The sequence below is a fragment of the Pseudomonas sp. 34 E 7 genome, assembly GCF_900005715.1.
Taxonomy (GTDB): Bacteria; Pseudomonadota; Gammaproteobacteria; order Pseudomonadales; family Pseudomonadaceae; genus Aquipseudomonas; species Aquipseudomonas orientalis_A.
Genome location: NZ_CVTX01000083.1, coordinates 37,710 through 49,329, shown reverse-complemented (window position 1 = coordinate 49,329; position 11,620 = coordinate 37,710). Strand labels below are relative to the sequence as shown.

At 61.1% G+C, this 11,620-nt stretch carries 11 protein-coding genes; 10 read left to right on the top strand and 1 reads right to left on the bottom strand.

Annotation, left to right across the window (positions count from 1 at the left end):
* Positions 1 to 41: 41 nt before the first annotated feature.
* The 3 genes from BFP96_RS05385 (at position 42) to BFP96_RS05375 (ending at position 2,225) form a co-directional block, all read left to right on the top strand.
* Positions 42 to 1,049 carry a class 1 fructose-bisphosphatase gene (locus tag BFP96_RS05385; RefSeq protein WP_065885744.1) on the top strand — a complete coding sequence of 336 codons (1,008 nt, stop codon included), beginning with the start codon at positions 42 to 44 and terminating at the stop codon, positions 1,047 to 1,049.
* Positions 1,050 to 1,370: 321 nt separating this feature from the next.
* Positions 1,371 to 1,625: a lipoprotein gene (locus tag BFP96_RS05380; protein ID WP_033897714.1), complete on the top strand. Its 255-nt coding sequence runs from the start codon at positions 1,371 to 1,373 to the stop codon at positions 1,623 to 1,625.
* Between the two features lie 30 nt (positions 1,626 to 1,655).
* Complete coding sequence (locus BFP96_RS05375) at positions 1,656 to 2,225, top strand: lipocalin family protein (protein WP_065885743.1); 570 nt, start codon at positions 1,656 to 1,658, stop codon at positions 2,223 to 2,225.
* Positions 2,226 to 2,338: 113 nt separating this feature from the next.
* Here the strand turns inward: BFP96_RS05375 and BFP96_RS05370 are convergent, their stop codons facing one another.
* Positions 2,339 to 3,703 (bottom strand): formimidoylglutamate deiminase, encoded by a 1,365-nt coding sequence (locus BFP96_RS05370; protein WP_065935781.1) that lies wholly within the window; start codon positions 3,701 to 3,703, stop codon positions 2,339 to 2,341.
* Positions 3,704 to 3,850: 147 nt separating this feature from the next.
* Between BFP96_RS05370 and hutC the strand changes: the two genes are divergently transcribed.
* From hutC to BFP96_RS05335, 7 genes are all read left to right on the top strand, one after another.
* Entirely contained in the window at positions 3,851 to 4,561 is a 711-nt protein-coding gene (gene hutC / locus BFP96_RS05365) for a histidine utilization repressor (protein WP_170827588.1), read from the top strand.
* Complete coding sequence (locus tag BFP96_RS05360; protein WP_065893721.1) at positions 4,558 to 5,118, top strand: HutD/Ves family protein; 561 nt, start codon at positions 4,558 to 4,560, stop codon at positions 5,116 to 5,118. The genes hutC and BFP96_RS05360 overlap by 4 nt, the downstream gene beginning before the upstream one ends.
* A gap of 393 nt (positions 5,119 to 5,511) precedes the next feature.
* Positions 5,512 to 7,200 (top strand): urocanate hydratase, encoded by a 1,689-nt coding sequence (gene hutU / locus BFP96_RS05355; protein ID WP_065935780.1) that lies wholly within the window; start codon positions 5,512 to 5,514, stop codon positions 7,198 to 7,200.
* A gap of 130 nt (positions 7,201 to 7,330) precedes the next feature.
* Positions 7,331 to 8,776: a purine-cytosine permease family protein gene (locus BFP96_RS05350; protein WP_065935779.1), complete on the top strand. Its 1,446-nt coding sequence runs from the start codon at positions 7,331 to 7,333 to the stop codon at positions 8,774 to 8,776.
* Between the two features lie 68 nt (positions 8,777 to 8,844).
* Positions 8,845 to 9,810, top strand: a complete 966-nt coding sequence (locus BFP96_RS05345) for an ABC transporter substrate-binding protein (protein ID WP_065893718.1) — start codon at positions 8,845 to 8,847, stop codon at positions 9,808 to 9,810.
* A 71-nt stretch (positions 9,811 to 9,881) separates the two neighbouring features.
* Positions 9,882 to 10,733 (top strand): ABC transporter permease, encoded by an 852-nt coding sequence (locus tag BFP96_RS05340; RefSeq protein ID WP_057724462.1) that lies wholly within the window; start codon positions 9,882 to 9,884, stop codon positions 10,731 to 10,733.
* Positions 10,730 to 11,554, top strand: coding sequence for a quaternary amine ABC transporter ATP-binding protein (locus BFP96_RS05335; protein WP_065935778.1), 825 nt, complete (start codon positions 10,730 to 10,732; stop codon positions 11,552 to 11,554). Before BFP96_RS05340 ends, BFP96_RS05335 begins: the two co-directional genes overlap by 4 nt.
* The last annotated feature ends 66 nt before the right edge of the window (positions 11,555 to 11,620 follow it).

Here is an 11,620-nt window from a genome sequence, read left to right as displayed (position 1 = left end):
AACTGCGCGGGTTTTCAGCCCCCCATTCTCCGGAGCCTTCCATGTCCCGCGTTACCTTGAGTCGCTATTTGATCGAGCAGACCCGCAGCAACAACACGCCTGCCGATCTGCGCTTCCTTATCGAAGTGGTGGCGCGTGCCTGTAAGGAAATCAGCCACGCCGTGTCCAAAGGCGCACTGGGTGGTGTCCTGGGCAGCATGGGCACTGAAAACGTGCAGGGCGAAGTGCAGAAGAAGCTCGACGTCATCTCCAACGAGATCCTGCTCGAAGCCAACGAATGGGGCGGTCACCTGGCCGGCATGGCGTCCGAAGAAATGGACAATGCCTACCAGATCCCGGGTAAATACCCTAAAGGCGCATACCTGCTGGTATTCGACCCACTGGACGGCTCGTCCAACATCGACATCAACGCCCCGGTCGGCACCATCTTCTCGGTACTGCGTTGCCCGAACGAATACCTGAGCCAGAACGAAGCCCTGAACGAAAAGGCCTTCCTGCAGCCCGGCACCGAGCAGGTCGCCGCCGGTTACGCGATCTACGGCCCGCAGACCATGCTGGTCCTGACCCTGGGCGATGGCGTCAAGGGCTTCACCCTGGACCGCGAAATGGGCAGCTTCGTACTCACCCACGAAGACATCTCCATTCCTGCCTCCACCCAGGAATTCGCGATCAACATGTCCAACCAGCGTCACTGGGAAGAGCCGGTGAAACGCTATGTCAACGAATTGATGGAAGGCGAAGAAGGCCCGTTGAAGAAAAACTTCAACATGCGCTGGGTCGCAGCCATGGTGGCCGACGTACACCGCATCCTGACCCGTGGCGGCCTGTTCATGTACCCACGTGACAGCCGCGAGCCTTCCAAACCGGGCAAGCTGCGCCTGATGTACGAAGCCAACCCGATGTCGTTCCTGGTTGAGCAGGCGGGCGGTGCGTCCACTGACGGCCACCAGCGCATCCTCGACATCCAGCCCGAAGGCCTGCACCAGCGGGTGGCGGTGTTCCTGGGTTCGAAGGAAGAAGTTGAGCGTGTGACGGCTTACCACAAGTAGGCGCGAGCTTGCTCGCGAAAAGCTGACAGGTAACGCGGGCATCCAGACAGCCCGCGTCATGATCGTTCCCACGCTCCGCGTGGGAATGCCGCCCTGGACGCTCCGCGTCCTGCTTTTTGCGCAATGGCGACGCAGAGCATCGCGGGATGCATTACCACGCAGAGCGTGGGAACGATCAGCCGTTCTTCTTGAAAAAGCCCCGAAACGTTTCAGCGTTTTCGCGGCTTTTTTGTTTTCGCTCGTCGGGAACCAGACACCTCTTTTCCCTTCTAAGCTTCTGGCAGATACCCCAGCTGCTTTTGTCTCTCCAGGAGCTTTTCCATGTCTTTACGCCGTCTCGCCCTGCTGGCTTTTTGCGTGCTGTTGGCCGCTTGCAGCAAGGTCAACCAAGAAAATTACCAGAAGCTGTCGGCCGGCATGGCCAAGGCCGAGGTGGAGTCGTTGCTGGGCAAGCCGACCGATTGTTCCGGCGCACTGGGCATGTCCAGTTGCACCTGGGGCGATAAAAACAGCTTTATCAGCGTGCAGTATGCCGGTGACAAGGTTCTGATGTTTTCCGGGCAAGGCCTGAAGTAAACCGGGGCGCGAGCCTGCGGGAGAAGAAGAATGATGCGTTTTGTTGTGTTCCTTTGCGCCAGCCTGTTTTTGGCGGGCTGTGCCAGCCATTCTGGCGATGATCTGCAACCCAAGACCGCGAGTCACGTCAACCTCAAGCGTTACCAGGGCACCTGGTATGAGCTGGCCCGCTTGCCGATGTACTTCCAGCGCAACTGTGCGCAGTCCGAAGCGCGCTACACCTTGCTGCCCGATGGCGACATGTCGGTGTTCAACCGCTGCCTGACGCCTGAATGGAAATGGCAGGAAGCCAAAGGCACGGCCACGCCCCAGGTGCCGGGCAAGACCGACAAGCTCTGGGTGGAATTCGACAACTGGTTTACGTCGTTACTGCCCGGCGTCGCCAAGGGCGATTACTGGGTGCTGTATGTCAGCGATGACTACAAGACGGCCATCGTCGGCAGCCCTAGCCGGCGTTACATGTGGATCCTGTCGCGTACGCCGACGGTGAGCGCCGAAACCCGTGAAGACCTGCTGAGCAGGGCGCGGCAGCAGGGGTATGACACGACGCGGTTGATCTTCCGTACTCCGGATAAGCAGATGGCCAAGAGTTCGCAGTAATCAAAATGTGGGAGGGGGCTTGCCCCCGATAGCGGTGTGTCAGTATCAGATGAGCTGGCTGACACACCGCAATCGGGGGCAAGCCCCCTCCCACATTTGTTATGTGTCGCTTGTCAGCTCAACAAATCCCTCAAGACCTGGGTGAATGCCCGGCTGCTGTCTTCTTCGCCAGCATGATGTCCATCGCGCACCACCCACTGGCCGTTGACCAGCACATCGCGTACCTGCCGATCACCACCGGCAAACAGCCAGCGATTGAGAATCCCGTCCTCACTGGCCGTGGCCAGGTACGGATCGTTACCGTCCAGCACGATCCAGTCCGCCCGCTTGCCCACTTCCAGGCGGCCAACCGGCTGCCCCAGCGCTTGGGCGCCACCGTCCAGTGCCGCATCGAACAGCGTGCGGCCCACCATTGGCTGGTCGTCGCGATACAGACGATTGCGCCGTTGATCGCGCAGGCGCTGGCCGTATTCCAGCCAGCGCAATTCTTCCACCACGCTCAGTGACACATGGCTGTCGGAGCCGATACCCATGCGGCCGCCCTGGGCCAGAAAATCCACTGCCGGGAAAATGCCATCACCCAGGTTGGCTTCGGTGGTCAGGCACAAACCGGCAATCGCCCGGCTCCTGGCCATGCGCGTCACTTCGTCGGAGTCGGCATGGGTGGCATGAACCAGGCACCAGCGTTCATTCACGTCGACATTGTCATACAGCCACTGCAATGGGCGTTTGCCGCTCCAGGCCAGGCAGTCGTCGACTTCCTTTTGCTGTTCGGCAATGTGGATGTGCACCGGGCAAGCCGTGTCGCCGGCGGCCAGCACGTGCTTGATCTGCTCGGGCGTGACTGCCCGCAGGGAGTGGAAACACAGGCCCAGGTGCTGCGCAGGTTGCGCGGCGAGTATCGGCTGCAGGCGCGCCTGCAAATCCAGGTAGTTTTCGGTGCTGTTGATAAACCGGCGCTGCCCGTCGTTGGGGGCCTGGCCACCGAACCCCGAATGCGTATAAAGCACCGGCAGCAGGGTCAGGCCGATCCCGCTGCTGGCGGCTGCCTGGCTGATCTGGCGCGACAGCTCTGTGCGGTCGGCATAGGGCTGGCCGCTGACGTCGTGGTGTACATAGTGAAACTCGGCCACCGAGGTATAACCGGCCTTGAGCATTTCGATGTACAGCTGGCGGGCGATGACCTGCAACTGGTCCGGGCTGATTTTGCCGACCATGCGGTACATCAGGTCGCGCCAGGTCCAGAAACTGTCGTTCGGATTGCCTGCCACTTCGGCCAGACCCGCCATGGCGCGCTGGAAGGCGTGGGAATGCAGGTTCGGCATGCCGGCCAGTACCGGCCCCCTGAGCCGCTCGGCGCCGTCTGCCGTGGCATTGGCCTCTACCTTCGTCAGCCGCCCATCGGCGCTGATTTCAAGACGTACATCATTGGCCCATCCATCAGGCAGCAGCGCGCGTTCGGCAAAGAAAGCAGACATGATCAAGTCACCCCGGTCGTGTGTTTATTTGTATATACATATACAGACGTTTGCCTGCTCGGTAAACTCCGGCAATCTATGCATCTTTTTCCCCTGCAAGGATTCCTCGTGCCGACTCCGCCTGCCAAGTCTTCGCTGGCTGCCCATATGGACGAAAGTCCGGCGCCCTTGTATGCCCGCGTCAAACAGATGATCAGCCAGCAGATCCTCAACGGCAACTGGCCGCCCCATTACCGCGTGCCGTCGGAGAGCGAGCTGGTCAGCCAACTGGGCTTCAGCCGCATGACCATCAACCGCGCGTTGCGTGAGCTGACGGCCGAAGGGTTGCTGGTGCGCATGCAGGGTGTGGGTACGTTCGTCGCCGAGCCCAAGAGTCAGTCGGCGCTGTTTGAAGTGCACAACATTGCCGATGAGATCGCCTCCCGTGGCCATCGCCATACGTGCCAGGTCATTACCCTGGGCGAGGAAGCGGCCGGTTCCGAACGCGCCGTCGCCCTGGAAATGCGCGAAGGCGGGCGGGTGTTTCACTCGTTGATCGTGCATTTCGAAAACGACATTCCGGTGCAGATCGAAGACCGTTTCGTCAACGCGCTGGTCGCCCCGGAATACTTGCAGCAGGATTTCACCCAGCAAACGCCCTACGCCTACCTCAACCAGGTCGCCCCGCTGACCGAAGGCGAGCACGTGGTTGAAGCGATCCTCGCCGATGCCGCCGAATGCAAGCTGCTGCAGATCGAAGCGGGCGAGCCCTGCCTGTTGATTCGCCGGCGCACCTGGTCCGGCCGCCAGCCGGTCACGGCCGCGCGCCTGATTCACCCCGGTTCCCGGCACAGCCTCGAAGGACGTTTCAGTAAATGAGTTCAGTCAACGTCTGGCGCGCCGCCGACTATGTGCGCATGCCGTGGAAGAACGGCGGCGGCAGTACCGAAGAAATCACCCGCGACGCGGGCACCGGCCTTGAGGGTTTCGGCTGGCGCCTGTCGATTGCCGATATTGCCGAGTCGGGCGGGTTTTCCACCTTCGCCGGTTACCAGCGCGTGATTACGGTGATCAAGGGCGCGGGCATGGTGTTGACCGTCGACGGTGAGGAGCAGCGCGGTTTGTTACCGCTGCAGCCGTTCGCCTTCGCCGGTGACAGCCAGGTGTCGTGCCGCTTGATCACCGGGCCGATCCGCGATTTCAACCTGATCTACTCGCCTGAGCGTTACCACGCGCGCTTGCAGTGGGTGGATGGCGTGCAACGCTTTTTCAGCACGGCCCGGACGGTGCTGGTGTTCAGCGTTGCCGATGAGGTGAAGGTGCTGGGCGAGAAACTCGGCCATCACGATTGCCTGCAAGTGGACGGTAACACCGGCTTGCTGGATATCTCGGTCAGTGGCCGCTGCTGCCTGATCGAACTGACCGCACGCGGTTAAAAAAATGTGAGAGGGGGCTTGCCCCCGATAGCGCTGTATCAGCCAAAGATCTGGTGGCTGACACTCTGCAATCGGGGGCAAGCCCCCTCCCACATTTGTGTCTGCGGCGTTTCCAACCTGTGCACCAATTTGTTACCGAATGCCCCAGCGTGACGCAAAGCCATGCTGTCGTGACTACCTTTCCCCCGTCGTAAATTCCTCTGTAAGAAATTTCATCAAGCCTGGAAGCCTTAATTTCCAAGGCTCCCACGCGCTGTGCAAAAAAATCCAGGCCACTGCCCCGGAAAGTTGGCCGCTCGATTGCATATGCTTGTACATACAAGTAAAGGTGTGTGCGTAAGACTCTTCTTCGCACCGTCCAAGTCCGCGCATCGATCGCCGAGGAGTCCAGTTGTGACCGATTTTTCGAAAGCAAGGCCTACAAAATACCGTGACGTCGAAATCCGCGCCGCACGCGGTAACACGCTCACCGCCAAAAGCTGGCTGACCGAAGCGCCGCTGCGCATGTTGATGAACAACCTCGACCCGCAAGTGGCCGAGAACCCCAAGGAACTGGTGGTATACGGCGGCATTGGTCGTGCGGCGCGCAACTGGGAATGCTACGACCAGATCGTCGAGAGCCTCACCCACCTCAATGACGACGAAACCCTGCTGGTGCAATCCGGCAAGCCGGTCGGCGTGTTCAAGACCCACAGCAACGCCCCGCGCGTATTGATCGCCAACTCCAACCTGGTGCCGCACTGGGCCAGTTGGGAACACTTCAACGAACTGGATGCCAAGGGCCTGGCCATGTACGGCCAGATGACCGCCGGCAGCTGGATCTATATCGGCAGCCAGGGCATCGTCCAGGGCACCTACGAAACCTTCGTCGAAGCCGGTCGCCAGCATTACGATTCGAATCTCAAGGGCCGTTGGGTGCTCACCGCCGGTCTGGGCGGTATGGGTGGCGCGCAACCGCTGGCCGCGACCCTGGCCGGTGCCTGCTCGTTGAACATCGAGTGCCAGCAGGTCAGCATCGATTTCCGCTTGAACAGCCGCTATGTCGACGAGCAAGCCACTGACCTTGACGACGCCCTGGCGCGCATCGCCAAGTACACCCAGGAAGGCAAAGCCATCTCCATCGCCCTGCTGGGCAACGCCGCCGAAATTTTGCCTGAGCTGGTCAAACGTGGCGTGCGTCCGGACATGGTCACCGACCAGACCAGCGCCCACGACCCGCTCAACGGTTACCTGCCGGCCGGCTGGACCTGGGACGAATACCGCGCCCGCGCCAAGACCGAACCCGCCGCCGTGATCAAGGCCGCCAAGCAGTCGATGGCCGTGCACGTCAAAGCCATGCTGGAGTTCCAGAAGCAGGGCATCCCGACGTTCGACTACGGCAACAACATCCGCCAGATGGCCCAGGAAGAAGGCGTGGAAAATGCCTTCGACTTCCCGGGTTTCGTACCGGCTTACATCCGCCCGCTGTTCTGCCGTGGCATCGGCCCGTTCCGTTGGGCGGCGCTGTCCGGTGACCCGCAGGACATCTACAAGACCGACGCCAAAGTCAAAGAGCTGATCCCCGACGACGCCCACCTGCACAACTGGCTGGACATGGCCCGCGAACGCATCAGCTTCCAGGGTTTGCCGGCGCGTATCTGCTGGGTCGGCCTGGGCCAGCGCGCCAAACTTGGCCTGGCCTTCAACGAAATGGTGCGCAGCGGCGAATTGTCGGCACCGGTGGTGATCGGCCGTGACCATCTCGACTCCGGCTCGGTCGCGAGCCCGAACCGCGAAACCGAATCCATGCAGGATGGCTCCGACGCCGTGTCCGACTGGCCGCTGCTCAACGCCTTGCTCAACACCGCCAGCGGCGCGACCTGGGTTTCGTTGCACCACGGTGGCGGCGTCGGTATGGGCTTCTCGCAGCACTCGGGCATGGTGATCGTGTGTGACGGCACCGACGAAGCGGCCGAACGCATTGCGCGCGTACTGCATAACGATCCGGCGACCGGGGTGATGCGTCACGCGGATGCGGGTTACCAGATCGCGATCGATTGCGCCAAGGAACAGGGCCTGAATCTGCCGATGATTAACGGCTGACGCACTCACTGTAGGAGCGAGCTTGCTCGCGAAGGTATTCCAGGCACATCGCTGCGTTGAATGTACGTTTTTCGCGAGCAAGCTCGCTCCTACAGAAAAGCATCGAACAATCCATCAGAGGTTGAACAGCATGGCTGCGAACGACACCACCCCGTTGATCGAAAGGCGTTCGATCGACTACATCCCCGAAGCGGAACGACATGGTCGTCTACTGAGCCAGTTCACCCTGTGGATGGGGGCCAACCTGCAAATCACCGCGATTGTCACCGGGGCCCTGGCCGTGGTGCTGGGCGGTGATGTGTTCTGGTCGTTGATCGGTCTGTTGATCGGTCAACTGATCGGCGGCGGCGTCATGGCGTTGCATGCGGCGCAAGGGCCCAAGCTTGGCCTGCCGCAGATGATCTCCAGCCGGGTGCAGTTCGGCGTGTATGGCGCGGCCATCCCGATCGTGCTGGTGTGCCTGATGTACCTGGGCTTTACCGCCACCGGCACCGTGTTGTCCGGGCAGGCGCTGGGCCAGTTGTTCGGGGTCAGCGACAGCGTGGGCATCCTGATCTTTGCCAGTGTCATCGTGCTGGTCACGGTGCTCGGTTACCGGGTGATCCATTTCATCGGGCGTGTTGCCAGCGTCATCGGCGTGATCGCCTTTGTCTACCTGTTCAGTCGCCTGATGAGCCAGACCGATGTTGGCGCGCTCCTGCAGATCCGTCACTTCAGCTGGAGCAGTTTTCTGCTGGCGGTGTCGCTTGCGGCCTCCTGGCAGATCGCCTTCGGCCCCTACGTGGCGGACTATTCGCGTTACCTGCCGAGCAAGACGTCATCGGTGAAAACCTTCTTCGCCGCGGGTGCGGGCTCAGTGATTGGCGCACAGGTGGCGATGGTGCTCGGTGTGTTTGCCGCCGCCATGTCCAACGGCCAATTCGCCGGGCATGAAGTGGCCTACATCGTTGGCTTGAGCGGGACGGGGGCCACTGCGGCGTTGCTGTACTTCAGCATTGCGTTCGGCAAGGTCACCATCTCCACGCTCAACTCCTACGGCAGCTTCATGTGCATTGCGACCATCATCAGCGGTTTTCGTGGCCGCCTTGAGGTCACCCGTTTGCAGCGCCTGGTGTTCGTGCTCGTCATCGTAGGTGCGGCAACCCTGATCGCGTTGCTCGGCCAGCACTCGTTCCTCGGTGCGTTCAAGTCGTTCATCCTGTTCCTGCTGGCGTTCTTCACGCCCTGGAGCGCGATCAACCTGGTGGATTACTACTGCATCACCCGCGAGCGCTACGACGTGCCGGCCTTGTCCGACCCGAACGGACGCTACGGTCGCTGGAACCTGTTGGGGATCAGCGTCTATGTGTTCGGCGTGCTGGTGCAGTTGCCGTTCATCTCAACCAAGTTCTACACGGGGCCCCTGGTGGCTGCGCTGGGGGACGTGGATATTTCCTGGATCATCGGCCTGGTACTGCCTGCAGCCGTGTATTACGTGTGTGCAAAAAAATGGCACGGCACGGTGCCCGATCATCTGATCCTGCCGAAAGAGCAGGGCGCTTTACTCACAACAGACGGGCTGCCTGCGCAAGCCTGATGGGACGTGGACAAGGCAGGACGCCTTTTGACTGCCGTAATCCATTTCATGATTGGGAGCGTCACATAATGAAAATGCATAAGACCCTGCTGACCACGTTGCTGTCTGCGGGCTTGCTGGCAAGCGCCGGCGCCCAGGCGGCCGGCTGGTGCGAATCCGGCAAGCCGGTGAAATTCGCCGGGCTGAACTGGGAAAGCGGCATGTTGCTCACCGACATCCTGCAAACCGTGCTGGAGAAAGGCTACGACTGCAAAACCGACAGCCTGCCGGGCAACTCCATCACCATGGAAAACGCCCTGAGCAGTAATGACATCCAGGTGTTTGCCGAGGAGTGGGTGGGCCGCAGCGAAGTCTGGAACAAGGCCGAGAAGGCCGGCAAGGTCGTCGGCGTCGGTGCGCCGGTGGTTGGCGCGGTTGAAGGCTGGTACGTGCCGCGCTATGTGATCGAAGGTGACGCCAAGCGCAAGCTGGAAGCCAAGGCGCCTGACCTGAAGAACATCGCTGACCTGGCCAAGTACGCCGCCGTGTTCAAGGACCAGGAAGAACCGTCCAAGGGCCGCTTCTACAACTGCCCGGCCGGCTGGACCTGTGAACTGGACAACAGCGAAATGCTCAAGAGCTACGGCCTGGAAAGCACCTACACCAACTTCCGCCCCGGCACCGGCCCGGCGCTGGACGCGGCGGTACTGTCGAGCTACAAGCGCGGCGAGCCGATCCTGTTCTACTACTGGTCGCCGACGCCGCTGATGGGCCAGGTGGACCTGGTCAAGCTGGAAGAAAAGCCGGGCGTGGATAAGCGCGTGAGCATCAAGGTCGGCCTGTCCAAGACCTTCCACGAGCAAGCGCCGGAACTGGTGGCCGTGCTGGAAAAGGTCAACCTGCCCATCGACCTGCTGAACCAGAACCTGGGCCGCATGGCCAAGGAACGGATCGAGTCGCCGAAGCTGGCGAAAATTTTCCTCAAGGAACATCCTGAAGTCTGGCACGCCTGGGTAAGCGAAGACGCCGCCAGGAAAATCGACGCGGCCTTGTAGGTAAAGCGTGTCCGGCTACCCTGAGAGGCAGCCGGACGCCTGGCCTCAACCCACTGGATCGAGAGCACGCTATGTTTCCCGAGAGTTTTACGTTTTCCATCGCCGACTGGGTCAACGGTTGGGTGGACTCGCTGGTCACCAACTACGGCGATGTGTTCCGGCATATCTCCGACACCCTGCTGTGGGCCATCGTCAATCTGGAAGGGCTGCTGCGCGCGGCGCCCTGGTGGCTGATGCTGGCCATCGTCGGCGTGATCGCCTGGCATGCCACCCGCAAGGTGGTGACCACGGTCGTGATCGTCGGTTTGTTGTTCCTCGTCGGCGCGGTCGGCCTGTGGGACAAACTGATGCAGACCCTGGCGCTGATGATGGTCGCCACGGTGATCTCGGTGCTGATCGGCATTCCCCTGGGCATCCTTTCCGCGCGCAGCAATCGCTTGCGCTCGGTGCTGATGCCGTTGCTCGACATCATGCAAACCATGCCCAGCTTCGTGTACCTGATCCCGGTGCTGATGCTGTTTGGCCTGGGCAAGGTGCCGGCGATTTTCGCCACGGTCATTTACGCCGCGCCGCCGCTGATCCGCCTGACCGACTTGGGCATTCGCCAGGTCGACGGCGAAGTCATGGAAGCCATCAACGCTTTCGGTGCCAACCGCTGGCAGCAACTGTTCGGCGTGCAACTGCCGCTGGCGCTGCCGAGCATCATGGCGGGCATCAACCAGACCACCATGATGGCGTTGTCGATGGTGGTGATCGCCTCGATGATCGGCGCGCGCGGCCTGGGTGAAGACGTGCTCGTCGGCATCCAGACCCTCAACGTCGGGCGTGGCCTGGAGGCCGGTCTGGCAATCGTGATTCTTGCAGTGGTCATCGACCGCATTACCCAGGCCTATGGTCGTCCACGGCATGAGGCGAGCAAATGACTACCGTCAGCAAAATCGAAGTCAAAAACGTCTTCAAGATCTTCGGCAATCGCTCCAGGGAGGCGCTGGCGCTGATTGGCCAGGGCAAGACCAAGGATCAGGTATTGGCCGAGACCGGCTGCGTGGTCGGCGTGAACGACCTGTCCCTGAGCATCGCTACCGGTGAAATCTTTGTGATCATGGGCCTGTCCGGCTCCGGCAAGTCCACCCTGGTACGTCACTTCAACCGCCTGATCGACCCCACCAGCGGCGCGATCCTGGTGGATGGCGAAGACATCCTGCAACTGGACATGGAAGCCCTGCGTCAATTCCGTCGCCACAAGATCAGCATGGTGTTCCAGAGCTTCGGCCTGTTGCCCCACAAAAGCGTGCTCGACAACGTCGCCTATGGCCTGAAAGTGCGTGGCGAAACCAAGCAGGTCTGCGCCGAACGCGCCCTGCACTGGATCGAAACCGTGGGCCTTAAAGGCTATGAAAACAAATACCCGCACCAGCTCTCCGGCGGCATGCGTCAACGTGTGGGCCTGGCCCGCGCACTGGCGGCCGACACCGACATCATCCTGATGGACGAAGCCTTCAGCGCCCTCGACCCGCTGATCCGCGCCGAGATGCAGGACCAGTTGCTCGAGCTGCAAAAGACCCTGCACAAGACCATCGTATTTATTACCCATGACCTCGACGAGGCCGTGCGCATCGGCAACCGCATTGCGATCCTCAAGGACGGCAAGCTGATCCAGGTTGGCACGCCGCGCGAGATACTGTATTCGCCGGCGGATGAGTATGTGGATCGCTTTGTTCAGCGGCGGGCGGCGGTGGTCTGATCCGGGTTTGGTGGTGAGGCTACTGGCCTCATCGGGGGCAAGCCCCCTCCCACAGGGGAATGCATT